This window comes from Xenophilus sp., from assembly GCF_044462705.1.
GTDB lineage: Bacteria > Pseudomonadota > Gammaproteobacteria > Burkholderiales > Burkholderiaceae_C > Xenophilus > Xenophilus azovorans.
Genome location: NZ_JBIQNC010000057.1, coordinates 1 through 24,225, shown reverse-complemented (window position 1 = coordinate 24,225; position 24,225 = coordinate 1). Strand labels below are relative to the sequence as shown.

General features: G+C 72.4%; 24 protein-coding genes. 10 read left to right on the top strand and 14 right to left on the bottom strand.

Features of this window, described 5'->3' with window-relative positions:
* Window positions 1–159: 159 nt before the first annotated feature.
* Window positions 160–1,920: an FAD-dependent oxidoreductase gene (locus ACIY1X_RS11115; RefSeq protein WP_399680550.1), complete on the bottom strand. Its 1,761-nt coding sequence runs from the start codon at window positions 1,918–1,920 to the stop codon at window positions 160–162.
* Window positions 1,917–2,861, bottom strand: a complete 945-nt coding sequence (locus ACIY1X_RS11110) for a flavin reductase (RefSeq protein ID WP_399680548.1) — start codon at window positions 2,859–2,861, stop codon at window positions 1,917–1,919. The genes ACIY1X_RS11115 and ACIY1X_RS11110 overlap by 4 nt, the downstream gene beginning before the upstream one ends.
* Window positions 2,862–2,939: 78 nt before the next feature.
* Here ACIY1X_RS11110 and ACIY1X_RS11105 point away from each other — a divergent pair, with 78 nt between their 5' ends.
* From ACIY1X_RS11105 to ACIY1X_RS11090, 4 genes are all read left to right on the top strand, one after another.
* Entirely contained in the window at window positions 2,940–4,133 is a 1,194-nt protein-coding gene (locus ACIY1X_RS11105) for a thiolase family protein (protein WP_399680547.1), read from the top strand.
* Window positions 4,130–4,561: a Zn-ribbon domain-containing OB-fold protein gene (locus ACIY1X_RS11100; protein WP_399680545.1), complete on the top strand. Its 432-nt coding sequence runs from the start codon at window positions 4,130–4,132 to the stop codon at window positions 4,559–4,561. Before ACIY1X_RS11105 ends, ACIY1X_RS11100 begins: the two co-directional genes overlap by 4 nt.
* Window positions 4,562–4,571: 10 nt before the next feature.
* A complete protein-coding gene (locus ACIY1X_RS11095; protein WP_399680543.1) occupies window positions 4,572–4,898 on the top strand; it encodes an NIPSNAP family protein in 327 nt (108 codons plus the stop codon).
* A 61-nt stretch (window positions 4,899–4,959) separates the two neighbouring features.
* On the top strand, window positions 4,960–5,697 hold the full coding sequence (locus tag ACIY1X_RS11090) for a FadR/GntR family transcriptional regulator (RefSeq protein ID WP_399680541.1): 738 nt from the start codon (window positions 4,960–4,962) through the stop codon (window positions 5,695–5,697).
* Window position 5,698: 1 nt separating this feature from the next.
* Here the strand turns inward: ACIY1X_RS11090 and ACIY1X_RS11085 are convergent, their stop codons facing one another.
* From ACIY1X_RS11085 to ACIY1X_RS11070, 4 genes are all read right to left on the bottom strand, one after another.
* Window positions 5,699–7,147, bottom strand: a complete 1,449-nt coding sequence (locus ACIY1X_RS11085) for an FAD-dependent oxidoreductase (protein WP_399680539.1) — start codon at window positions 7,145–7,147, stop codon at window positions 5,699–5,701.
* Window positions 7,148–7,158: 11 nt separating this feature from the next.
* On the bottom strand, window positions 7,159–7,833 hold the full coding sequence (locus tag ACIY1X_RS11080; protein WP_399680538.1) for an EthD family reductase: 675 nt from the start codon (window positions 7,831–7,833) through the stop codon (window positions 7,159–7,161).
* A gap of 2 nt (window positions 7,834–7,835) precedes the next feature.
* Window positions 7,836–9,068: an amidohydrolase family protein gene (locus ACIY1X_RS11075; protein WP_399680536.1), complete on the bottom strand. Its 1,233-nt coding sequence runs from the start codon at window positions 9,066–9,068 to the stop codon at window positions 7,836–7,838.
* Window positions 9,069–9,231: 163 nt separating this feature from the next.
* Entirely contained in the window at window positions 9,232–10,008 is a 777-nt protein-coding gene (locus tag ACIY1X_RS11070; RefSeq protein ID WP_399680535.1) for a FadR/GntR family transcriptional regulator, read from the bottom strand.
* Window positions 10,009–10,226: 218 nt separating this feature from the next.
* Here ACIY1X_RS11070 and ACIY1X_RS11065 point away from each other — a divergent pair, with 218 nt between their 5' ends.
* Window positions 10,227–11,603 (top strand): hypothetical protein, encoded by a 1,377-nt coding sequence (locus ACIY1X_RS11065; protein WP_399680533.1) that lies wholly within the window; start codon window positions 10,227–10,229, stop codon window positions 11,601–11,603.
* Between the two features lie 35 nt (window positions 11,604–11,638).
* Window positions 11,639–12,748, top strand: coding sequence for a CaiB/BaiF CoA transferase family protein (locus tag ACIY1X_RS11060; protein ID WP_399680531.1), 1,110 nt, complete (start codon window positions 11,639–11,641; stop codon window positions 12,746–12,748).
* A 16-nt stretch (window positions 12,749–12,764) separates the two neighbouring features.
* On the opposite strand, the gene ACIY1X_RS11055 is transcribed toward ACIY1X_RS11060, so the two are convergent.
* Window positions 12,765–13,226: a Zn-ribbon domain-containing OB-fold protein gene (locus ACIY1X_RS11055; protein WP_399680530.1), complete on the bottom strand. Its 462-nt coding sequence runs from the start codon at window positions 13,224–13,226 to the stop codon at window positions 12,765–12,767.
* Entirely contained in the window at window positions 13,223–14,404 is a 1,182-nt protein-coding gene (locus tag ACIY1X_RS11050) for a thiolase C-terminal domain-containing protein (protein ID WP_399680528.1), read from the bottom strand. Before ACIY1X_RS11050 ends, ACIY1X_RS11055 begins: the two co-directional genes overlap by 4 nt.
* A gap of 84 nt (window positions 14,405–14,488) precedes the next feature.
* On the opposite strand from ACIY1X_RS11050, the gene ACIY1X_RS11045 reads away from it, so the two are divergent.
* The 4 genes from ACIY1X_RS11045 to ACIY1X_RS11030 are packed head-to-tail and all read left to right on the top strand — an operon-like array spanning window position 14,489 to window position 18,677.
* On the top strand, window positions 14,489–15,508 hold the full coding sequence (locus ACIY1X_RS11045; protein ID WP_399680527.1) for a cyclase family protein: 1,020 nt from the start codon (window positions 14,489–14,491) through the stop codon (window positions 15,506–15,508).
* Window positions 15,505–16,260: an SDR family oxidoreductase gene (locus ACIY1X_RS11040; protein ID WP_399680526.1), complete on the top strand. Its 756-nt coding sequence runs from the start codon at window positions 15,505–15,507 to the stop codon at window positions 16,258–16,260. The genes ACIY1X_RS11045 and ACIY1X_RS11040 overlap by 4 nt, the downstream gene beginning before the upstream one ends.
* Before the next feature lie 2 nt (window positions 16,261–16,262).
* Window positions 16,263–17,894 (top strand): AMP-binding protein, encoded by a 1,632-nt coding sequence (locus ACIY1X_RS11035; RefSeq protein ID WP_399680524.1) that lies wholly within the window; start codon window positions 16,263–16,265, stop codon window positions 17,892–17,894.
* 27 nt (window positions 17,895–17,921) lie between these two features.
* Window positions 17,922–18,677 (top strand): SDR family NAD(P)-dependent oxidoreductase, encoded by a 756-nt coding sequence (locus tag ACIY1X_RS11030; protein ID WP_399680522.1) that lies wholly within the window; start codon window positions 17,922–17,924, stop codon window positions 18,675–18,677.
* 10 nt (window positions 18,678–18,687) lie between these two features.
* Here the strand turns inward: ACIY1X_RS11030 and ACIY1X_RS11025 are convergent, their stop codons facing one another.
* The 6 genes from ACIY1X_RS11025 to ACIY1X_RS11000 all read right to left on the bottom strand — a co-directional run.
* Window positions 18,688–19,503 carry an SDR family NAD(P)-dependent oxidoreductase gene (locus ACIY1X_RS11025; protein ID WP_399680521.1) on the bottom strand — a complete coding sequence of 272 codons (816 nt, stop codon included), beginning with the start codon at window positions 19,501–19,503 and terminating at the stop codon, window positions 18,688–18,690.
* A complete protein-coding gene (locus ACIY1X_RS11020) occupies window positions 19,500–20,909 on the bottom strand; it encodes an FAD-binding protein (RefSeq protein WP_399680520.1) in 1,410 nt (469 codons plus the stop codon). Before ACIY1X_RS11020 ends, ACIY1X_RS11025 begins: the two co-directional genes overlap by 4 nt.
* Window positions 20,910–20,921: 12 nt before the next feature.
* Entirely contained in the window at window positions 20,922–21,152 is a 231-nt protein-coding gene (locus ACIY1X_RS11015; RefSeq protein ID WP_399680518.1) for a hypothetical protein, read from the bottom strand.
* Window positions 21,149–22,189, bottom strand: a complete 1,041-nt coding sequence (locus ACIY1X_RS11010; protein WP_399680516.1) for an amidohydrolase family protein — start codon at window positions 22,187–22,189, stop codon at window positions 21,149–21,151. Before ACIY1X_RS11010 ends, ACIY1X_RS11015 begins: the two co-directional genes overlap by 4 nt.
* 91 nt (window positions 22,190–22,280) lie before the next feature.
* Window positions 22,281–23,489 (bottom strand): ABC transporter substrate-binding protein, encoded by a 1,209-nt coding sequence (locus ACIY1X_RS11005; RefSeq protein ID WP_399680515.1) that lies wholly within the window; start codon window positions 23,487–23,489, stop codon window positions 22,281–22,283.
* On the bottom strand, window positions 23,482–24,225 hold a 744-nt coding region (locus tag ACIY1X_RS11000), incomplete at its 5' end, for an ABC transporter ATP-binding protein (protein WP_399680513.1). The genes ACIY1X_RS11000 and ACIY1X_RS11005, both read right to left, overlap by 8 nt.

Genomic DNA, 24,225 nt, shown 5'->3' with positions numbered 1-24,225 from the left:
GTCGCCCAGGGTGTCGACCAGGGTGCCGTCCAGGTCCACCATGGCGGCGTCGAACGGGGAGAGATCGAAGCCGGCGGCGTTCGCGGCGGGTGGCGGGGTCGGTGACATTCGGGGCTGCGCTCTGGAGCCCCGGATATTAGAGGAAGCGCCGCGCGCGGCTCAGGCGGGCACGGCGTCGGCCGGGCTGCGCCGGTCTGCAGAAGCGGCTTCCAGCTCGCGCTCCAGCCCGGCCAGGTGCCGGCCCGTGATGTAGCCGAAGGTCATGATCGGGCCGAGCGTGATGCCCGCGCCGGGGTAGTTGCCGCCCATCACGCTGGCCCGGTCGTTGCCCACGGCATACAGGCCGGCGATGGGCCGGTCGTCGCGGTCGAGCACGCGCCCGACCACGTCGGTCGTGATGCCGTCGAAGGTGCCCAGGTCGCCCATGACCAGGCGCAGTGCGTAGTAGGGCCCCTTGCCGATCGGCGCCACGTTCGGGTTGGGCCGGTGGTCCGGGTCGCCGAGGTAGCGGTTGAACGAGGTGGAGCCGCGGCCGAACTGGCGGTCCTCGCCGTGCACCGCGCCCTGGTTGTACTCGCGCACGGTCTGCGCGAGCCCGGCGGCGTCGATGCCGGCCTTGCGCGCCAGCTCCTCCAGCGTGCGGCCCTTGACGAGGTAGCCCTTGCGCACCAGCGGGCCCAGCGGCATGGGCGCGGGCTTGGCGTAGCCCAGGCCGTACTTGGAGATGGTGGCCTGGTCGCACACGAGCCACATGCCGGTGTCCTTGCCCAGGCCGGCGCGGATCATCGCCGCGCCCACGTCGTGGTAGGAGTTCGACTCGTTGGTGAAGCGCCGGCCGTCGCGCAGCACGCCGATGACGCCCGGCTTGTAGCGGTCCAGCAGGTGCGGGAAGGCGCCGTAGCGTCCCTGGCCCATCGGCACCTTGGAGGTGGGCATCCACGCGGCGGGGGCGCTGTAGCGGATGTCCACGCGCCCGCCCACCTGCTCGGCCAGGCGGGCGCCGTCGCCGGTGTTGGTGGCCGGCACGGGCGAGAAGTGCTCGCCGCCGCTGCGCACGTGCGGATAGGCGCGCGCGATGCGCTGCACGTCGTGCGAGAAGCCGCCGCCGGCCAGCACCACGCCCTTGCGCGCCAGGATGCGGCGCGGGCCCTCGGGGCCGTCGACCAGCGCCCCGATGACGTGCCCCTGCTCCGTCAGGAGCTGCTGCGCGGCGGTGGAGGTGTGGATCGGGATCTCCAGGTCCAGCGCCGAGCGCGCGAGCCGGGCGGCCAGCGCGTTGCCGCTGGTCACGTTCACGCCGCGGCCGAAGCGGACCAGTTCGCGCAGGTGGTTGAACAGCCGCCGCACCACGTAGCGGAAGGACGCGAACGAGCGCGTGAAGCGGAAGAAGTGCTTCAGGTCGGCGTTCGCGGAATTGAACATCATCCCCATGAACGTGATGGTGGCCAGGGGCGGGCGCAGGCGCGCCATGTCCGCGCCGAGGCCGCGGATGTCGTAGGGCGCGGCCAGGATGGAGCGGCCGATGTCCACGCCGCCGTCCGCGTCGGGGTGGTAGTCCGGATACAGCGTCGGGATGAACTTGACCTCGGTCTCGCGTTCGAAGAACGCCACCATCTCGGGACCCTTGTCGATGAAGGCTTCCACCGAGGGGCCGTGGTAGCCGGCGCCGGCCTCGGCCTTCATGTAGCGCAGCACCGCCTCGCGGCTGTCGGCGTAGCCGGCCTGCTTGGCGTGCGGCGACAGGGGAATCCACAGCACGCCGCCGGAGAAGGCGGTGGTGCCGCCGAACACCGGCTCCTTCTCCACCACGACCACGTCCAGGCCGTGCTTCTTCGCCGTCACCGCCGTCGACAGGCCGCCGGCGCCGGCGCCGATGACCAGCACGTCGCATTCCACGACCGGCAGATCGTCCGTGTTCATGCCTGCGCCTCCAGCGCGCGGACCTCGCTGCGCAGCCGGTCGAAGTAGTGGCTCATCTCGGCCTCGGCGGCATCCGCGTCGCGCTCGCGCATGTGCGTGAGGATCTTGCGCCGCACCGGCACCAGCTCGGGCCGCGAGCGCAGCGTGGCGTCGCTCTGCAGCACATGGCGCAGCAGCGTGGTCAGCGTGTCGGCCACCAGCACCAGGACGTCGTTGTGCGCGGCGCGCGTCACCAGCCGGAAGAACTCCACGCTCGCCTCGGCGCGGCTCGAGGCGTCGTCGTAGCCCTCGATCTCGCTGATGTTGCGCTCGATGGCGTCGAAGTCTTCCTCGGTGCCGTTCTCGCAGGCCAGACGCAGCAGCATGCAGTTGACCAGGCGGCGCGCCTGGTCGAGATGGCCCGACTCCATCCGCCCGCTGGCCGCGAGCTCGCGCAGCGACTGCGTGAGCATCATGTACGCGCCCTTGTAGAACACCAGCGAGGGCTCCTGACGGCCATGCTCGAAGCGCGCCACGTGGCCGAGGAACAGCACGTGGTCGCCCGCCTCGTGCTCGGCGAACTTGTCGCACTCGAAGCTGGCCACGCTGCCCTCGATCACCGGCAGGCCGCGGTGGCCCGGGTGCCAGCCCACGCCCTCGAATTTGTCGGCGACCGCGCCGCTGGCGAAGCGCGCCGACAGCTCCTTCTGGTCCTCCGCGAGGATGTTGATGGCGAAGGCACCAGTCTGGCGGAAGGCGTCCAGGCTCTTGCTGGCCAGGCGCAGGCCCCAGGAGACCAGCGGCGGGTCGAGCGAGACCGAGCTGAACGAATTGCAGGTCAGCCCCACCGGACGGCCGTCCGCCCCCGTGGTGGTGATGATGGCGACGCCGGTGGGGAAGCTGCCCAGCGCATTGCGGAAGGCGCGCGCATCGAACAGCGAGGTCTCGGAGAGCGAGGACATGGTGGTGCGGGCTTCGATTGAATGGTTTGACCATTATATGTACACTGACCCGGCAATTCAACCAACGGAAGGTTCGCAATGACACGTAGGGTCGCCATCGTGGGCACCAGCGCGATACCGGTCGGGCGGCACCAGACGCGCGCCGACGAGCCCCTGCAGGTGCTCGAGCAGGAGATCATGACGCGGCTGGTGGTGCAGGCCGTGCAGGACGCCGGCGTGGAGAAGAAGGACATCGGCAGCCTGGTGCTCACCCTGCCGCGGCCGTACACGCTGCAGAAGTACTTCTCCACCTTTCTCGTCAGCCACCTGCGCCTGAACTGCGCCGGCAGCGTGCTGGAGGTGATGGGCAACGGCATGACGGCGGCGGTGTGCTTCGACCGCGCCTGCGACGAGATCCTGCTCGGCCGCACCGACGTGGCGCTGGCCCTGGGCATCAACATGGAGGCGGCCACGCCCTCCTCCGAGCACGCGATGAGCAGCATGCGCACCACCGGCGACGTGGACTTCCACGCCTCCAGCGGCTTCATCCCGATCAGCTGGTACGCGATGGACGGCATGCGCTACATGCACGAGTACGGCGCCACGCGCGAGCACCTGGCGTCGGTGGCCGTGAAGAACCGCTGGCACGCCTCGATGAACCCGCTGGCGCAGTACCGTACGCCGATCACGATGGAGGAGGCGCTGGCGCAGCGCCCCATCGTGGAGCCGCTCGGCCTGTACGACGTGCCCGGCCGCAGCGACGGCGCGGCCTGCCTGGTGCTGGCCTCCGAGGAGGTCGCCAAGTCGCTCGGCCGCCCCTACGCCCTGGTGCGCGGCCGCGGCTTCTGCCACGACGGCTCGCACCAGATCAACGAGGTGCCCAACGACATGACCGAGCTGATCGCCGCCAAGCAGGCGGCGGCCACCGCCTATGCGCAGGCCGGCATCGGCGCCGGCGACATCGACGTGGCCGAGTTCTACGCACCCTGCACCATCGTCGAGGTGCTGGTGAGCGAGGCGGTGGGCTTCTTCGGCCGCGGCGCGGGCGCGCCGGCTGCCGCAGAGGGCCAGACCCGGCTCGGCGGCCGCATCCCCATCTCCACCTCGGGCGGCCTCACCTCGCGCGGCCACCCGGCCTACGTGACCTCGCTCTACAACTACTGCGAGATGGCCGACCAGCTGCGCGGCCGCGCCGGGGAGCGCCAGGTGAAGGACGCCCGCCTGGGCCTCACCACCGGCGAGCTCGGCAACTACAACGCCGCCCTGGTGCACGTGCTGGAGGCCCAACGATGACCACGCTCGAGAGCATTGCCGTCGCACGCACGCGTGCCTACCCGCCGCGGATCTCCGCGTTCACGCAGACCTTCTGGGAGGGCCTGCGCGAAGGCCGCTGGCAGACCACCTGTTGCGACGCCTGCGGCAAGTTCACCTTCCCGCCCAAGCCGGTCTGCCCGCACTGCTGGGCGGAAAAGATGGCCTGGAAGCCGCTGGGCGCGCGCGGCACGCTGTATTCGTGGACGCGCATCCACGCCGCGCCGAAGGTGTTCGTGGCCGAGGCGCCCTACGCCGTGTGCGTGGTCGACCTGGACGTCGGCCTGCGCATCGCCACCCGGCTGGTCGAGCGCGAGGGGCGCCCCTTCGCGTGCGGCATGCCCGTCGAGCTGGTCGTCCTGCAGTACGAGGACGGCCCCCTTCTGGCTTCGCGCCCGCTCCCGGGCTGAGGAGGAACCCATGTTCTACGAACTCCGCACCTACACCTGCATGCCCGGCAAGCTGCCGGTGGTGCTCAAGCGCTTCGAGACCGTCACCCTGGGCCTGTTCGAGAAGCACGGCATCCGCCGCGTGACGCCGCTGTTCACGGTGGCGCTGGGCGAGGACAACAACCAGGTCAAGTACGTGCTCGAGTGGCCGTCCCACGAGGCGCGCGAGCGCGCGTGGACCACCTTCCGCGCCGACCCGGCCTGGGCCGCCGCGCTGGCCGAGAGCGAGAAGGACGGCCCGACCGTGGCGCGCATCGCGAACGAGCTGCTGGCGGCGGCGCCCTTCTCCCTGAAGTAGCAGGCCGCCTCCATATCCGGCGCGTCGATAATAGAGCGGTCTGAACATTTCAATGGACCGCATGAAAGACGCCGCGGAATCGAGCCTGGGCTTCGAGCCCATCGCGCCCTCGCGCGCCTTCGAGGAAATCGCCGCCCAGATCAGGGAACTGGTGGCCAGCGGACGCCTGAAGCCCGGCGACCGGCTGCCCGCCGAGCGCGATCTCTCGGCCAAGTTCAAGGTCAGCCGCAACACGCTGCGCGAGGCCCTGCGCGCGCTCGAGCTGAGCGGCATGATCGAGCTGCGCAAGGGCGCGGCCGGCGGCGCGTTCGTGCTGCCGGGCAGCTCGGGCGTGGTGGTCAACGGCCTGCGCGACCTGTACCACCTGGGCGCGATCAAGCCCGAGGACCTCACCGAGGCGCGCGTGTGGCTGAGCCAGATCGTGGTGCGGGTGGCCTGCGAGCGTCTCACCGAAGAGGACCTGGCGGCGCTCGAACGCAACGTCGAGCTGGCCGCGCAGGCCACCAAGGCCGGCAACTTCGCCCTGCGCGCCGAACTGCACCAGCAGTTCCACAACCTGCTGGCCGCCGCCACGCGCAACCCGATCATCACCATCACCATGGAAGGCGTGCTGGAGGTGATGCGGGAGTTCATCAAGACCATCGGCCCGAGCGACAACGCCTACACCCTGCCCTCGCGCCGCCGCCTGCTCAAGCACCTGCGCGCGCGCGACGCCGACGCCGCGGCCGCCGAGATGACCAAGTTCCTCGGCCGGCTGCAGGCGAACTACCTGGACCTCTGGAACTCGCGCAAGAGGTGAGTCACGCGCCGGCCGCCGCCGCCGCCGCGAAGTGGCCGGCACGGCGCCCCGAGGTCACCGCCCAGCACAGGTGGTGGCCGTTGCCCGCCAGCAGCACGCCGCCCTGCCCCGCCGCGCCCGCGGCCCACAGGCGCGGGATCGCGCCGCCGTCCATGCGCAGCACGCGGTGCGAGGCGTCCACCGCCAGCCCGCCGTCGGTGATGACGATGCGCGCCTCCAGCGGCCCCAGGGCGTGCAGCGGCGCCTGCCAGCCGCGGCCCTGCAGCGACCGCTCCAGCGCGCCGGCCGGCAGGCCCATGCGGCGCGCCAGTTCGGCCGGCGAGCCGGCCTGGCGGTACAGATCCTTGCGGTGGCGCCGGTAGTCCGGCAGGTAGGCGAAGGCCACGCCGGGCGCGGTCGAGACGGCGTGCGGGGCGGCCGAGAAGCGGCGCGCGAGCGCATCGTCGAGCACCAGCCACGCCTGCCCGCCGGGCTGCGCCGCGATCGCCAGGCCGGGCGCCTGCGACTCGTCCACGAAGCGCTCGCCGTCCCGGTTGACCAGGACCGCGCCGCCGCGCAGCAGGGCCGCCTCGGGCCCGAGCGAGGCGGTCATGAACGACATCACGAAGGGCCGGAACAGCGCGGCCGGCAGGGTCGCCAGCGCCAGCTGCATGAGCTTGCCCAGCGCCCAGGAGGGCGGCAGGCGCTGCAGCAGGCTCGGCACCGCCGGCGCACCGAAGCGCAGGCCGGGGCCGTAGACCACCTCGCCGTTGACGATGTGCGCGCCGACCGCCTCGGCCAGCCGGTGGCCGTCGCCGGTGGCGGTGGGATTGACGCCGGGGACGCCCGCGAGCTCCGGGCGGAAGCGCGACTTCAGCGCCGCGCCGTTGCTGTAGTCGCCGGCGCACAGCACCACCCCGCGCCGGGCCTCGATCTCGACCGGCCGGCCGCCGAGCGTCGCGGCCACGCCGCGCACGCCGCCCTCGGCGTCGGTCAGCAGCGCGGTGACCGGCGCGTCGAACGCCAGCTTCGCGCCGCACCGCCGCGCCTCGCGCGAGAGGTAGTAGGGATAGGCGCGCGAGTTCGGCAGCACGTTGTGCATGCGCGGGTGCCGGTGCGGCGGATCGGCCGTCGGCCCGTAGAAGCACAGCCCCAGCGACATCAGCCAGTGCAGCGTGTCGGCCGCGTTGTCGACCAGCAGGCGGCGCAGCGCGCGGTTCTCCTGCGCCGCGAACGGACCCATGAAGTGGTCCATGTCCTCGAAATGCTCGTCGGGCGTGTCGACGATGCCGGCGCGCTGCTGCAGCACCGAGCCGGCCGCGTTGATCGAGCCGACCGACAGCCGGCTGCTGCCGCCCGCGACGGGGTTCTTCTCGAGCACCAGGACCTCGGCGCCGGCGCCGGCGGCCTCGATGGCCGCCGAGAGGCCCGAGGCCCCCGCGCCCACGACGATGACGTCGGCCGCTGCCACCACGCGCGCGCTCAGACGACCTGCAGTTCCTGCACCAGGTAGATGCCCACCGGTGCGAGCAGGGCGTCGTCGTGGATCAGCCGGCGGCCCGCCTCTCCTGCCAGCGCGGCGCGGGCGGCCTCGGCGTCGTCGAACCACAGCTCGCCGACCGCCTCCGCGCCTTCGGGGTCGCCCGAGGGCACGCCGGCGGCCACGGGATGCGCGCGGTCGGTGACGAAGTTCTGCACGAAGCGCCCCGCGCCGGGCACGGCCGCCGCGCCGGCCCGGCCGGCGAGCCAGCGCTCGCGCAGGCCGGCACGGGCCACGCCCTGGCGCCGCGTGCTCACCCACAGCAGCTTGGCCGCCCCGCCGGACCCGGGCTGCACCTCGTCGGCCTCGATCACGAGGATCGTGATGCCGCCCTGGAACTTCGGGATGTCGAGCTTGCAGGCCGCGTACTCGGGCGAGGCGTCCGACACCTCCATCGCGGCCACGCTGTCGAACGCGAGCTGCGCGATGCCGTCGACCGCCTGCACCGGCGAGGCCGGCTGCTCGTACAGGCGCTCGAGGATGTGGTTCTGCCGGTAGGACCGCAGCCCCGGCAGGCGCGCGGCCAGCGGGCCGTGCACCTCGATCCAGTGGCGCCGGAACTGCGCCTCGTCGATGCCGGCGCGCCGGTTGAACAGGGCGCAGCGATAGACCGTCACGCTCAGAACTTCAGGCCGTACTTGGCACCCAGCTCCTTGAAGCCGAACACGCGTGCGGCGCTTTCGCCCAGCACCTTCGCCCGCGACGCCTCGGTGAGGCCGCCCATCTGCCGCTCGATGGCCTCGGCCGAGTGCGGCCAGGTGCCTTCGTGGTGCGGGTAGTCGTTGGCCCACATGAAGTTGTTCTCCAGGCCGTGCTCCTCCATCAGCGCGAGGCCGGCGCGGTCCTCGCCGAAGGTGGCGAAGCCCTTGGCCTTGAAGTAGTCGGAGGGCAGCGCCTTGAGCTTGGGGCGCACCCAGAAGTGGTGCTTCAGGTAGGCCTCGTCCATCGCGTCGAGCATCCACGGCACCCAGCCGATGCCGGCCTCCACGCTGCCGAAGCGCAGGTCGGGGAAGCGCTCGGCCACGCCGGACGCGCAGATGTTCACCAGCGGCTCCAGCGTGGGCGAGAGCGAGTGCACCACGTAGTTGACCACCGCGCCGCCGTTGCCGCGCGTGGTGCGCGGGTCCTTGCCGGTGGAGACGTGGAAGGTGACCGGCACGTCGGCCTCCACGAAGCGCGCCCACATCGGATCGAAATCGACCTTGTTGTAGTTCAGCTCGTTCGTCTTGGGCGGCCCGAACAGCGGCTTGCACGGCAGCGTGAAGTGGCGGAAGCCCAGCTTCAGGCAGCGGTCGATCTCCTTCATCGTGGCCTCGATGTTGCCGGTGGACAGGGCCGCGGCGGGCGAGAGCCGGTCGACGTAGGGGCCGAAGTTCTCCCAGGCCCAGGTGTTGTAGACCTCGCACTGCGCGTGGGCGAAGTCGGGGTCGAACGTGTACCACATGCCCAGGCCCTTGCCGGGGAAGATGATCTCGCCGTCGATGCCGTCCAGCTCCAGGTCCTTCAGGCGCTGCTCGACCGACGGGCCGCGCTCGGAGGCGGTGGCGCCGGCCTTGGAGCGGGCGAGATCCTCGCCTTCGAGCTTGGCCAGGATCAGGCGGTCGGGCAGCTCGGACGCCTCCATCTTGCGCCACTGCACGCCCTTCTCGTCCACCCACACCTTGGGCAGGCGGTCCTTGTACTTGGCGTCGATGCGCTCGGCCCACAGGTTGCCGGGCTCGTTGGCGTGCGTGTCCGCCGAGATCATCAGGTACTTGTTGGGCGCGCCCGGCCGTGCGGACTTGGCCCAGCCTTCCGCTCCGGGCGTGGCCAGGCGCCACTTGTTGGCTTCGTTGACGACGATTTCGCTCATGACGGTGTCCTCGAGGGGGTCAGATCAGAAGATGGATGGCTTGACCATACTATGTTGAATGGTTTGACCATTTTAGAAAGCGCGCAGGCGATGTCAAGGGCCATGCGGCCCCGGCAGGCACCAGAAAGGGAAGGAGGGGCGGGAAGCGGCCGGGCCGGCGCGCTCAGCGCGCCGGCGGCGCGGTGCGGCGCGGCGCGGCCGCGGCGCCGTCGGCGGGGCCGCTGATGCCCTCGTGGACGATCGTCAGGTATTGGTCCATGCTGCGCACGGCGGCGTCGGCGTCGCGCGCGCGCATGGCCTTGAGGATGTTGCGCCGCACGGGCACGAGTTCGGGGCGCGCCTTGCGGCCGGTGCGGTCGATCATGTCGCGGATGATGTCCGACAGGGAGTCCACCAGCATGATCAGCACCTCGTTGCGGGTGGCGCGCGCGATCAGGCCGAAGAAGCGCACGCCTTCGTCCGCGCGATGCTGCAGGTCCTCGCTGCGGTCGATCTCGGCCATGTTGGCCTCCAGCGCGGCAAAGTCCTCCTCGCCGGCGCGCTCGCAGGCCAGCCGGATCACCACGCCGTTGATCAGCCGCCGCGCCTCGGCCAGGCTGGGCGCGGACACGCGGCCCAGGAACACCAGGTCCTGCAGCGACTGCGTGAGCATCGCCGGGTTGCCGTCGCGGATGAAGGCGCCGCCCTTGACGCCCTTCTGCAGCGAGACCACGCCCGAGATCTCGAGGGTGCGCAGCGCCTCGCGCACGGCGGGGCGGCTGACCTTGAACTCCAGGGCCAGGTCGCGCTCGGCGGGCAGCTTGTCGCCGGGCTGCAGCGCGCCCGAGGCCAGGCGCTTGCGGATCTGCTCGCAGATCTCCTCGAAGACACGGCGCGTCTTCACCTGCTGGAAGATGAGTTCCTGGTCTCCGGTCTGCATCCGCTCCTGCCCCTTGGTCATCCGGCAAGCATAGCCCATGCAAGCGGCAAAGCGGCGCAAATTCCGGGCAGGTGTTTTAATGGACATACCATTAGAATTCAAAATCATGACTACTCCGCCCCCCATGATCGACCTGCCGCGAGGCAGGCCCCCGGCGTCCGGTCCGGCGGCCCGCGCCGGATCGCGCACGGGCGGGAACGCGTGCGGCGCCGCGCCGCGGTTGCTGCCGAGCTGAACGCATGCGGCATTCGGGGGCGACGTGGCTCGTGCTCATGGCGCTGCTCACGGTGGCCGACCTGCTGCGGCCCTCGCCCGCGCTGGTGTGGGGCGCCGCGGCCTGTGCCGCGGTGTTCCTGGCGCTGGCGTACCGGCACGTGCCGCCGGGCATCCGGCGCGCCAGCGTGGTGCTGGGCACGCTGGCGCTCGCTCTGGTGCTGTTCACGCACGTCCCGCTGGAATCGCTGCGCCGCGGCGTGGCGATCGGCGCGCTGATGGCCTCGCTCATCAGCTCGGTCACGCTGCTGGCGCGCGCCGCGCTGCGCAGCAGGGGCAGCCAGGCGCTCGCCGCGCACCTGCTGCGGCAGGAGGCCTCCACCCGCTGCGCCTCCTTCGCCCTGGCCTGCCAGCTGTTCGGCGGCCTGCTCGGCCTGGCCGGCGTGAGCATGCTGCTGGAGATCGCCTCGCGCGGCGACGCGGCCGACCCCGAGCGGCTGCCGGTGTTCGCCGCCATCATGCGCAGCTTCTCGGCGGCGACGCTGTGGAGCCCGATGTTCAGCAACGTCTCGATCCTGCTGGCGCTCTACCCGGGCCTGACCTGGTTCTCCCTGCTGCCGCTGTGCATCGGCATGGCCGCCGCCACCGTCGCCATGGTGCTGGTCATGGACTGGCTGCGGCTGCGCGGGCGGCGCGCGCCCGCCGCGGCCGCCCGCGCGGTGGCGCAGGACGCGCGGGCGCTGCGCGAGCTGCTGCCGATGCTCGCCTGCATGGGCGGCTTCCTCGTCGCCGTGGTGCTGCTCGGCTGGCTGCTCCACATCGCGGTGGCGGGCGCGATCGTGCTGCTCGTGCCCGTCGCGGCGCTGCTGGTCAACGCACTCCAGGCGCCGCCGGGCGAGCCGCGCTGGCGGCGCGGCCTCGCCGAGCTGCGCGCGGACGTCGGCCGCCTGCCGCTCCTGGCCGGCGAAGTCGCCCTGTTCATGGCGGCGGGCTGCGGCGGCACGGTCATCGCCAGCGCCGTGCCGCAGGCCTGGACCCAGGCCGCCGGCCAGTGGCTGGCGCCCTACCCCGTGCTGGCCTGCGCCGCGCTGATGCTGTCGGTGGTGGCGCTGTCGTTCATGGCGGTCCACCCGGTGCTGTCGGTGGTCTTCGTCGCGACCTGCTTCCCGCCGGCGCTGGTCGGCCTGCCGGTGGCGCCGCACGTGCTGTCGATCCTCGTGGGCTGGTCGGTGTCGGGCACCGTCTCGCCCTTTTCCATGCTGTCGCTGATGGCCAGCCGCCATGCGGGCGTGTCGGTCTATGCCGTGAGCCTGCGGGCGAACCACCGCTTCGCCCTGCTGTGCGGCGTGGTCGCCGCGCTGGCCCTGGGCCTGCTGGCCACGCCCTGGCATCCGCACAGTTGAAACCCCCGAAGAACCCGCATACAGGAGAGACGTCCATGTCCACACCCACCCCGAGCGGCCCCCTGGCGGGCCTGCGCGTCATCGAGTTCGCCGGCATCGGCCCCGGCCCCTTCGCCTGCATGCTGCTGTCGGACATGGGCGCCGACGTGGTGACCGTCGACCGGCCCGGCAAGCGCCTGGGCGAGCCGCACAACATCACCGGGCGCGGCCGCACGGTGGTGCTGGCCGACCTGAAGGACGAGGCGGCGCGCGCGTCGGTGTTCGACCTGATCGCGCAGGCCGACGTGCTGATCGAGGGCTACCGCCCCGGCGTGATGGAGCGCCTGGGCTTCGGGCCGGAGCCGGTGCTGGTGCGCAACCCGCGCATCGTCTATGGCCGCATGACCGGCTGGGGCCAGCACGGCCCGCTGGCGCAGGCCGCCGGGCACGACCTGAACTACATCGCGCTCACCGGCGCGCTGGCCGCCATCGGCCCGAAGGACGGCGTGCCGGTGCCGCCGCTGAACCTCGTCGGCGACTACGGCGGCGGCAGCCTCTACCTGATCGTCGGCGTGCTGGCGGCGCTGCGCGAAGCCGCGCGCTCGGGCCGGGGCCAGGTGGTGGACGCCGCCATGACCGACGGCGCCATCTCGCTGATGAGCAACTTCGTGAGCCAGCGCATGCGCGGCGTGTTCACCGAGCAGCGCGGCAGCAACATGCTCGACGGCGGCGCGCCCTACTACCGCGTCTACGAGACGGCCGACGACCGCCACGTGTCGCTGGGCGCGATCGAGCCGCAGTTCTTCGCCGACTTCTGCGAGCGCGTCGGCCTGCCGGCCGAGCTGCGCGACGCGCAGAACGATCGCGCGCAGTGGCCGCGCCTGCACCAGGAGATCGAGCGCATCTTCCGCTCGCGCCCGCTGGCCGAGTGGTGCGAGGCGCTGGAGGGCACCGACGTGTGCTTCGCGCCGGTGCTGCCGCTGTCGCAGGCCGAGGCGCACCCGCACAACGTGGCGCGCGGCGCCTTCGTCGAGGTGAACGGCGTGAACCAGCCCGCCCCGGCCCCGCGCTTCTCGCGCACGCCCTCGCGCATCCAGGGGCCCGCGCCGGCCGAGGCCACGCCGCTGGCGTCGGTGCGCGATCGCTGGGCGGCGCCGGCCGGCTGACCGGCGGCCGCGATGCTCAGGCGCCCACGCAGCGCCACTGCATGAGGGTGAAGGGCGGCGAGGCCTGCGCGTGATGCTCGAACACGCCCTCCACTTCTGCCCCGATCTCCACCGCCTGCATCGGGTCGCCGAGCAGGTTGCCCAGCATGCGCACGCCGCCCGCCTGCGGCAGCTCGACCACCACCACCAGGTACGGGCCGTGCTCCTTCAGGCAGGGATGCACCGGATGCCACGCGCGCTCCCAGCTGTAGATGCGCCCGCGCGGCGCCACCTCGACCCAGGCCGGGTCGAAGCGGTGGCAGTGGTGGCAGATCCACTCCGGGCCGAACTGCCAGGTGCCGCAGCCCCCGCAGCGCTGCACCAGCAGCCGGTTCTCGCGCAGCGCGCTCCAGTACGGCGCCGACAGGCCGTCGGCCTCGGGCACGGGGATGGGCAGGCCGGCGGGCAGGTACGCCTGATGACTGACATTCGCGCTCACAGCGTGGCCTCCGATCCGACAAGAAGATTGCTCACCGGCGTGACCATCGGCCCGCCGATCACCAGCGACACATCGTGGCGCGGCGCCTGCGCGGTGGAGGTGCCGCGCACCTGGCGCACCGCCTCCAGCACCAGCTCGAAGCCGTGCATGTAGCACTCGGCCAGGTTGCCGCCGCTGGTGTTCAGCGGCAGGCGGCCGTCGGGCGCGAGCAGGTTCTCCAGGCGCAGGAAGTCGTTGGCCTCGCCCGGCGCGAAGAAGCCGTGCTCGGCCAGCGCCATCAGCACGCCGCCGGTGAAGTTCTCGTAGCTCTGCACGGAGCCCACGTCCGAAGGGCCGATGCCGGCCATGCGGAACAGGTCGGGCGCCACCGTGGAGAAGCTGGAGCTGGCGTAGTTCGGCGCGTTGTGCGCGGGCGCCGCCACCCGGTGGTCCGAGCCCGTCGCCGCGCCCAGCACGTACACCGGGAGCCCCTTGAAGTCCTTCGCGCGCTCGGCCGGCACCATGATCACGGCGGCCGCGCCGTCGTTCTCCATGCAGCAGTCGAACAGGTGGAAGGGCTCGACGATCCAGCGCGAGTCGTCGTACTTCGACTCGGTCAGCGGCTTGCCGTGCATCACGGCGCGAGGGTTGCGCTGCGCGTGCGCGTAGGACGCCATGGCGATGGCGCGCAGCGCCTCCTGGCGCACGCCGTGCTCGTGCATGAAGCGGCGCGCCTTCATCGCGAACTTCTGCCCCGGCGAAAGCACGCCGTAGGGCGCCTGCCAGGCCATGTCGCCGGAGATGGTCGGGCTGGCCGGCGCCTGGCCGAAGCGGCCGAACTGCCCCTGCGCCAGCGCCCGGAAGGCCACCACGCAATCCGCCAGCCCGCCAGCGATGGCCGCCGCGCCGTTGGCCACCGCCGCGCAGTTGCCGCCCCCGCCGCCGCCCCACTGCATGGTGGTGGAGCGCAGCCGCTTCACGCCCAGCGCGGCGGCCAGGCGCGAGGCGTCGTTGCGGTCGTTGCTGTACGAGGCGAAGCCGTCGATCTCGTGCGGGCCGATGCCGGCGTCGGCGCACGCGGCCAGGATCGCCTGCAGCGCCAGCTTGAACTCGGCGTGCGGTGACTGCCCGTGGCGGTAGTAGGTGGTCTCGCCGATGCCGACGATCGCGACGCGGCCGCGCAGTGTCCTGTCTCTCATGTCGATCGAATGGCTGATATTTGAATGGATGGACCAATGCTATCACAGCACCTATACTCCGCAGCCTTCGACAAGGAGAGCACGATGCGCTGGAAGCACAGGCCCGAAGGCTCCAACTGGGGCGAGTTCGGCGAGGACGACCAGATCGGCCGCATGAACCTGCTGACGCCGCAGCGGCGCCTGGCCGCGGTGCGCGAGGTCAGCGAGGGCATCGCCTTCTGCCTGAGCCTGCCGCTGGACTACCCGGGCGGGCGCGAGCTGGTGCCGATGCGCCGCGCGCCGCGCATCGAGGCCACCCGGCGCACCACCGGCGAGCTGAGCTACAACTTCTGCTTCTCGTGCCAGAACCGCTCGGTGTTCGACATCACCTCGGACGACGCCGTGACCATCTGGACGCAGTACTCGACCCAGTGGGATTCGCTGGCGCACTGGGGGCAGGAGTTCGACGCCGACGGCGACGGCGTGGCCGAGCCGGTCTACTACAACGGCTGGCGCGCCGGCGAGCACGTGCTCGGCGCCGGGCAGGAAGGCGGGCCCTTCGCCGCGAAGCTCGGCATGGAGACGCTGGCCGAGCACGGCGTGCAGGGCCGCGGCGTGCTGGTCGACCTGGCCGCCGCCTTCGGCCAGGAGCGCGTGCGCGTGGGCTACGACGACCTGATGCGCGTGCTCGACGGCCAGCGCACCACCGTCGAGGCCGGCGACTTCCTGTGCCTGTACACCGGCTGGGCCGACCTGGTGCTGTCGATGAACAAGCAGCCCGACTTCGACCGGCTGGCGAACGCCTGCGCGGTGCTGGACGGCAACGACCGGCGCCTGCTGCAGTGGATCACCGACAGCGGCCTGGTCGCCATCTGCGCCGACAACCTGGGCGTGGAGCACGTGCAGGGCGCGGCGGCGGCCGGCGGCGGCACACCGCACTCGATGATGCCGCTGCACGAGCACTGCCTGTTCAAGCTGGGCATCTTCCTCGGCGAGATGTGGTACTTCGGCGAGCTCGGCCCGTGGCTGCGCGCGCACGGGCGCAGCCGCTTCCTGTTGACGGCGCCGCCGCTGCGGCTGCCGGGCCTGGTGGGCTCGCCGCCGGCGCCGGTGGGGACGGTATGAGCGCCGATGTGGGCGAGCGCGTCGCGCTGGTCACCGGCGCGGCCAGCGGCATCGGGCTGGCGGTGGCGCGTCGCTTCGCGGCCCGGGGGCTGCGCACGGTGCTGCTCGACCGTTCGCCGGAGGTCGGTCGCATCGCGGCCGGGCTGGGCGCCGGCGCTGCCGGGCTGGTGGCCGACGTCGGCCGGCCCGAGGCGGTGCATGCCGCGATGGACGAGCTGCGCGCGCGCTTCGGCCGCTGCGACATCCTGGTCAACAACGCCGGCATCCACCCGAAGAAGGACGGCGGCAAGTGGACCATCGAGCAGATCCCGCTCGAGCAGTGGAACGAGGTCCTGGCGATCAACCTGAGCGCTGCCTTCCTGTTCTGCCAGCTCGCGCTGCCGCTGATGCGCGCGCAGGGCTGGGGCCGCATCGTCAACGTCTCCTCCCGCGGCGGCCGCACGGCCTCGCCGGTGGCCAGCGCGCACTACGCGGCCACCAAGGCCGGGCTGATCGGCTTCACCCGCATCGCCGCGCTGGAGGGCGCGCCCGACCGCATCACCGCCAACTGCGTCGCGCCCGGCCCGATCGAGACGGCGATGACCGCGGGCTCCTCGCCCGAGGTGCGGGCGGCCTTCACGCGGTCCGTGCCGCTGGGCCGCTACGGCGACCCGGACGACGTGGCCGCCGCCGTCGAGTTCCTGGCCTCCGACGCCGCCGCCTTCATCACCGGCGCGGTGTTCGACGTCAACGGCGGCACCTACATGCCCTGAACATGCCCTGTGAAGAAATCCCCCTGCGCGAACTGACCATTGCGCGCGTGCTGGCGCGGCAGCGCGCGCGCCACGGCGGCAAGACCTTCCTGCACGAGTGGTGGAGCGGCCGACGCTACAGCTACGCGCAGATCGACGACGCGGCCGACCGCGCGGCCCGCGCGCTGGCCGCCGCCGGCGTGGTGCGCGGCACGCACGTCGGGCTGCTGATGGGCAACTCGGCCGAGCACGTGGCGCTGTTCCTGGCGATCGGCAAGCTCGGCGCGGTCTCGGTGCCGGTGAACACCGCCGCGCGCGGCGAGCTGCTGCGCTACTACTTCGACCATGCCGACGCCACCGTGATCGTGGCCGACGAGGACCTTGCGCCGCGCGTGGCCGAGGTGCTGCCGGCGCTGCCGAAGGCGGCGCGGCTGGTGGTGGTCGGCGCGAGCGGGCAGCCTTCCACCTGGCGCGCCGATACGGCGGCCGTCCCGCTCTCGGACTTCGACGCGCTGGCGGCGCAGGCCATCGCCGTGGCCGAGGTCCCCGCGCCGCGCTGCAGCGACCTGCTGATGCTCGCCTACACCTCCGGCACCACCGGCCCCTCGAAGGCCAGCATGCTGTCGCACGCCGCTGCCCTCACCTACGGCACCAGCGCCGCGCTGGCCCAGGGCTACGAGGAGGACGACGTGTTCTACGTGTGCCTGCCGCTGTTCCACAACAACGCGCTGCTGGCGGCGCTGGGCGCGGCACTGGTGTGCGGCGGCTCGGTGGCGCTGTCGCAGCGCTTCTCGGCCTCGCGCTTCTGGCCCGAGATCGTGGACAGCGGCGCCACCATCACCAACATGCTGGGCGCGATGTCGAGCTTCCTGTGGAGCCAGCCGCCCTCGCCGGCCGACCGCGCGCACCGGCTGCGGCTGGTCAGCATGTCGCCCATGCCGGGCTTCGCCGCGGCCTTCGAGCAGCGTTTCGGGCTGCGCGCGATGAGCAACTACGGCCTGTCGGACTTCGGCACCGTCACCGCCTTCGTGCCCGGCTCGCCGCCCGGCAAGCTCGGCTCCATCGGCCGGGCGCGGCGCGACTTCGAGCTGCGCGTGGTGGACGACGACGACTTCGAGTGCGAACCCGGCGTGGTGGGCGAGCTGGTGATCCGCACGCGCGAGCCGTGGCGCGCCGCCACCGGCTACTACAAGATGCCCGAGGAGACGCTGCGCGCGCACCGCAACCAGTGGTTTCACACCGGCGACCGGGCGCGCATGGACGCCGACGGCTACTTCTGGTTCGTCGACCGCAAGAAGGACTGCATCCGCCGGCGCGGCGAGAACATCTCGGCCTTCGAGGTCGAGCAGGCCATCCTCGGCCACCCGGCGGTGGCGGCCGCGGCGGTGTTCCCGGTGGCCACGCCCGAGGGCGACGAGGAGGTCGGCGCCTCGGTGGTGCTGCGCGAAGGCGCCTCGCTCGAAGCGGCCGCGCTGGTGCGGTACTGCGCACGCAACCTCGCCTACTTCATGGTGCCGCGCTACGTGGAGTTCCTCGCCGAGCTGCCGGTGACCATGAACCAGAAGATCGAGAAATTCCGGCTGAAGCAGCGCGTGGAAGCCGGCCTGTCGTCCACCTGGGACCGCGAACGCGCCGGCATCGTGCTGGCGCGCTGAGCCAGTCCCGCCAAGAGGAGCATTCCCATGAGCACCCAACGATCCGTCCTCGTCACCGGCGGCGCCGCCGGCATCGGCCTGGCCATCGCGACCGGCTTCGCCGCGCAGGGCCACCGCGTGCTGCTGGCCGACATCAGCGAAAGCGTTCATGCCGCCGCGGAACGCCTGAACACGCCGAACGCGCCGGTGCACGGGCACGTCACCGACGTGGGCGACGAGGCGCAACTGCTGGCGCTGGCGCGCCGCGTTCAGGCGTTGTTCGGCGGATGCGACATCCTGGTCAACTGCGCGGGCGTGTCGGCCAAGCGCAACGGCCAGCCGATCCCGCCGGTGGAGGTGCGCACCGCCGACTGGCAGCGCGTGCTGGGCATCAACCTGACGGCACCCTTCGTGCTCTCGCGCGAGCTGATCCCGGGCATGCGCGAGCGCCGCTTCGGCCGCATCGTCAACATCACCTCGCGCGCCGGGCGCACCTTCGTCGCGCCCGCCGGCATCGACTACGCGGCCTCCAAGGCCGGGCTGATCGGCCTCACGCGCCACCTGGCCGGCACCTACGCGGGCGACGGCATCACGGTCAACTGCGTGGCCCCCGGCCGGGTGGAGACGGCGCTGTCCAGCCTGTCGAGCCCCGAGATCATCGCCGCCGCCGCCAAGGCCATCCCGATGGGCCGGCTGGGCACCACCGAGGAGATCGCCGCCTGCGTGCTGTTCCTGGCGAGCGAGCAGGCCTCCTACGTGACGGGCGTGTGCCTGGACGCCAACGGCGGCGTCTTCATGGGATGAGCCCCGGCGGTCAGGACGGCGTGAGCACCTGGCCGCCGCACACCGAGATGCACTGGCCGGTGACGTAGCCGGACAGCGGCGTCACGAGGAATTCGAGCACGTTGGCGCAATCCTCCACCTCGCCGAAGCGGCGCAGCGGGATGCGGCGGGTCTCCTTCTCGTTCTGCATGCCGCGTGCGGCCGCCTGCTGACGGATGCGCTCGGTGAGCATCGAGCCGGGCGCGATGCAGTTCACGCGGATGCCGTCGGGACCGAGGTCCGCGGCCAGGTAGCGCGTGAGCTGCAGCACGGCCGTCTTGGCGATCGCATAGGGCGCCAGCCGCCCGGCGGTGCGCGAGGCGTCCAGCGCAGCCATGGTCGAGACGTTGACGATCACGCCCCCGCGCTGCGCGCGCATCGCCGGCGCCACGGCCTGGCTGCAGTACAGCGCGCTGCGGTAGTTGACGTCGAGCATGGCGTCGACGTCCTCGTCGGGCATCAGCGAGGCGGTGCTGCGCTCCACCGGCGAGAAGGCGCCGCCCGCGTTGTTCACCAGGATGTCGATGCGGCCGAATGCGTCCAGCGTGCGCTGCGCCAGCGCCTGGGCACCCTCGCGCCGCCGCAGGTCGCCCTGCACGCCCAGGCTGCGACGGCCGAGCGCGCGGATCTCGTCGGGCACGGTCGGCGCGGTGAGCGCCTCGTTGAACTCGCGCGCCGCGTCCAGGTCGATGTCGGCGACCACCACGTCGGCGCCCAGCCGCGCCAGGCGCAGCGCGTAGCCGCGGCCCAGGCCGCGCGCCGCGCCGGTGACGATGGCCACCTGGCCTGCCAGGGGTTCTTCGCTCATGCCGGATGTCCTGCCACATGCTCCGCGGCCAGCAGGCCGGTGACGCAGGCCTTGACCAGCCCGCCGACGTAGCCGGCGTGTTCGCCGCCCTCCACGCCGCCGGTGGCGCTGCCGGCCGCGTACAGGCCCTCGAACACCGAGCCGTCCTGATGCGCCGCGCGGGCATGCTCGTCGATGGCGATGCCGCCCATGGTGTGCGTGATGCCGGCCGCGACCGGCACCGCGTAGAAGGGCGCGGAGGCAATCGGCATGGGCGCCAGCGGCGCGGCGCTGCGCGGGGGTTGCAGCGTGTCGAGGCGGCCCGCGGCCAGCGCGGCGTTGTGGCGCGTCACCTCGTCGGCCAGCGCGTCGGCCGGCAGGCCCGCGAGGCGCGCCAGCGCCTCGATGGTGCCGGCCCGGTGGACCGTGCCGCCGTGGTCCAGCAGGCGCGGGTTCGGCGGGTTGAGGAAGGCGGCGCCGGGGCCGTCCCAGATCGCCTGGTCGAAGATGGCGACGGCACCCGCCGGATCGGGCAGCGCCGCGACGCGGTTGCTCAGGTACACGCCGCCGCACCCCTCGTCGGCGAAGCGCCGGCCGTCCGGCCCCACCGCCATGCCGGCGCCGGCCACCAGGTCCAGCCACGGATAGGGCCAGAGGCGGTCGCGCGCCAGTGCGTCGCGGCACATCAGGTGGCCGTAGAAGCCCAGCATGTCCGACAGCCGCGCGCCGGCCGCCGCGGCCATGCGCAGGCCGTCGCCGCGGCCCGAGCCGGCGTTGCGCTGGACCATGCGCGAGGCGTCCGGCGTGATGCCGAACTTCGTCAGCAGCTCGGGGTTGGCCTGGAAGCCGCCGTCGGCGATGACGACGGCGCGCGCCGACACGCCCGCGGGCTGCCCGCCCTGCTCGGCCTCGACGCCGGTGCAGCGCCCGCCCTCCACGCGCAGGGCGCGCACCGCCGTGCCGCGCCGCACCTCGCCGCCGGCCTGGACCAGCGCGGCTTCCAGCGTGCGCAGCAGCACGTCGCCGCCGCGGCCGGCGATGTCGAAGGGGCCGTCCTTGTGCGTGGCCGGCGGCGCCACCACGAAGTTGTGGTACGGCGCCGCGCCGCCGCGGATGAAGCGCACGCCCTGCTGCTGCAGCCAGCGCACCGCGCGTTCCGCGTTGGCGGCCAGCGCCTTCGCCAGCGCCGGATGCGCGCGGCCCTGCGTGGCGGCCGTCACGGCGCGCTCCAGTTCCTCCGGCGGCGACAGCACGTTGGTCGCCGCCAGGTGGAACACGCAGCTGCTCATGCGCGAGTTGCACAGGTAGCGCTCGTCGGGCGACTGCTCGAGCACCACCGCGTGCAGGCCGAGCTGGCCGGCGCGCAGCGCGGCGGACAGGCCGGCCAGCCCGCCGCCGACCACACAGATGTCGAAGGTCCGGTTCATGTTGCAGGCCCTCTACTGGGGCATCAGGGTTTCGGCCACGAGGGAGATCACCTCGATGGCCACGCGCAGCACGCCGAAGAGCGCCGCGGCGGCAAGGGCGGCGATGGGCACCAGCTCGGGCCAGCCGGTGCGCCAGGCCAGCCACAGGCCGAGCAGCACCACGGCCGCCGCGGCGGCGGCGCACACCACCGCGCGGCGGGCCAGCACCCAGCGGATCGCCGGCCAGCGCAGCGCCTCGGTCATGGCGCCGGCTCGGCCAGCGCCGCGGGCAGCCGGTACACCCGCACGGCGGTGCCGGCCAGCATCGCGGCCTGCTCGGCGTCGGAATAGCGCGCCGCCATGCGCTTGAAGGCGTTCCACAGCACGCGGTACGAGCAGCACGCCTTGTCCACCGGGAAGTTGCCCTCGAACATCGCGCGCTCCGGGCCGAAGGCCTCGATGCAGGTCTCCACGTAGGGCCGCCAGGCGTCGGCCAGCTCCTGCGAGGTGGGCGGCAGGTCGCGGTCGAAGAAGTCGAAGCCGCCCAGGCGCATGCCGATGCCGCCGAGCTTCACGCAGGTGTTCGGCCGCTCGGCCAGCGCATGGATCGAGGCCTTCCATTCCCTGAACACCTCGTCGGCGCGGCTCCTGTAGGGGCCGAGCCCGGCGCGCCCGCCCAGGTGGTTCACGATCACCGTGGTCTCGGGATGCGCGTCGACCAGGTCGATGAGCTGCGGCAGCTGCGGGTGGTAGCACCAGGCGTCGAAGCTCAGCCCCAGCGGTGCGAGCTGCGCGAAGCCCTCGCGGAAGGCGGGCTGCAGCAGCAGGTCCTGCGGCGGCGGGCGCAGCAGCGTGCTCACCTCCGGGCTCGCGTCCCAGGCGGCCATGTGGCGGATGCCGCGGAAGCGCTCGGGCGCACGCTGCTGGCAGGCCTGCAGCACCTCGCGCGCGAAGGCGCCCATCGTCAGGTCCACGCGGCCGACGATGCCGGCGCAGGCGCGCACCGGCCCGTAGTAGCCGCTGGCGCTGGCCGCGCCCACGCCGTTGACGAACTCCACCTCGCCCACGCCGGCGAAGCGCGGATCGCCCTCGGCGCGGTACATCGAGCTGCATTCGACGAACACCGTGCCGCGCACGTGGTGGCCGGAGTTCAGGTCTTCCAGCAGCTGCGGCAGCAGGTAGGTGCTGTGCGGGCGGTCCCAGATGTGGTGGTGCGGATCGACGATGGGCCGCATCGGGTCGATCACTTCCTCGGTGCGCAACGCCAGCCATGCCTCGTCCACCCAGTGGTGGGGCGGCATGCCGCGGCGGCTCGGTCCCGTCCCGCTCATTGGACTGCCCTCCGTGCTTCGCACTGCGGGCGTGAGCGCCTTCGGAGCGGCCGGGCGGCGCTCATGCCGTCCCCATCGTGCACTGGCTTTCCTGGCGCGTGCCGAACATCGCCTCGACCTCCGCCGGGCTCATCGGCTTGCCGACGATGGACAGCAGGTCGTACTTGTCGGCCGCCTTCTCGCGCACCTGCGCCATCACCAGCGGCGTGATGAACTGGTGGTCCCAGGCGCGGAAGTGGCCGGGCACGCCCTCGGGGCGCACGCTCTCCAGCCCGCGCACCAGGGCGGCGGGCTCCACCGACTTCTCCTTCTCGATGGCCGCCAGCACCATCCGGCCGGCCACCCAGCCCTGCGCCGTGCTCTGCGAGGCCGGGTGGCCCTTGGCCTTGAGCACGGCCTCGTTGAGCGCCTTCTCCTGCGGCGAGTTGGCCGGGTTGGTGTAGTGCCAGAACTTGCCCATGATGCCGGTCGGGTTCGACTGCGCCCACAGCTCCTCGTCGCCCACGGTGAGACTGGCCACGGGGATCTTCCCGCGCAGGCCGAACTCGTCGTACTGCTTGAGGAAGGAAGTGAGGTCGGTGCCGGCGATGCCCAGCACGATCACGTCGGGCTTGGCTTGGCGGATCTTCAGGATGATCGAGCTGAAGTCGGTGGTGCCCACGGCCGCCGCGTCCATGCCGGCGTCGGTGCCGCCGGCGGCCAGCAGCTCGCCCTTGAGCATCTGGTAGGCCTCCTGGCCGTAGGCGTAGGCGCCCACCAGGAAGTACCACTTCTTGCCGATCGGCAGCAGCTGGCGCGCCAGCAGCTTGGCGTACACGTTCGGCGGCGCGTTCACGCGGAACACGTAGGGGCTGCAGTTCTTGCCGGTGATCTCGCGCGCCAGCGCGGCGCTGATGATGGTCGGCATCCGCGCCTGCGCGGCGGTGGAGGCCATCGCCAGCCCGGTGGCGCTGTTGCTGCCGCCGATCACGGCCACCACCTTGTCCTCCTGGATCAGCTTCTGCATGTTCTGCTGGGCGCCCAGCGGGTTGGGCTCGTCGTAGGCGACCAGCTCCACGGGGCGGCCCAGCGCCCGGTGGCCGGCCTGCTCCAGCGCGATCCGGATGCCGAGCGTGGCCGCCTCGCCCTGCAGCGCGAAGGGACCCTGGCGCGCGAGCACGCTGCCGATGCGGATCGGCGCGCCCTGGGCGTGCAGCAGGGCGGGGGCGCCGAGCGCGGCGGCGCCGGCGGCAACGGCGCGCAGCACGCCGCGGCGATTGAGTTCAGGCATGTTCTGTCTCCGGAATGCGTTGGGTGGATGGATCGGGGGAAGCGGCAGCGGCCGGTGGGTCCACCAGCCCGAGCAGGCGGGCCTGCAGCGCCTCGTCGGCGGCAAGCTCGCGTGCGTCGCCCTGCCACGCGACGCGACCGTTGACCAGCACCACCGCGCGGTCGACCACCGCGAGCACCTGCTCGGCGTGGTGCTCGACCAGCACCATCGCCACGCGGCGGCGCAGCTTCAGGATGGCGGCCATCACCTCGTTGACCACGGCCGGCGCCAGGCCCTCGAAGGGCTCGTCCAGCAGGATCAGATCGGCCGGCGCCAGCAGCGCGCGGCCGATCGCCACCATCTGGCGCTCGCCGCCGGAGATGTTCTCGGCGCGCGAGTGCCGGATGGTCGCCAGCCGCGGGAACAGCTCGAAGATCTCCTCCAGCGCCATGCCGCCCGGGCGCATGGCGATGCGCAGGTTGTCCAGCACCGTGAGGTTGGGGAACAGGCGCCGGCCCTCGGGCACCATCGACATGCCGAGGCGGTTGATCTCGAAGGGCCGCAGGCCGCGGATCTCCTGCCCGCGCCAGAGGAGGGTGCCCTCCTCCAGCGGCAGCATGCCGTACAGCGCGCGCAGCAGCGTGGTCTTGCCCACGCCGTTGCGGCCCAGCAGGGCCACGGCCTCGCCCGGCCGCACCTGCAGCGCCGCGCCGTCGAGCACGCGGCCGCCGCCGTAGCCGCCGGCCAGGCCCCGCGC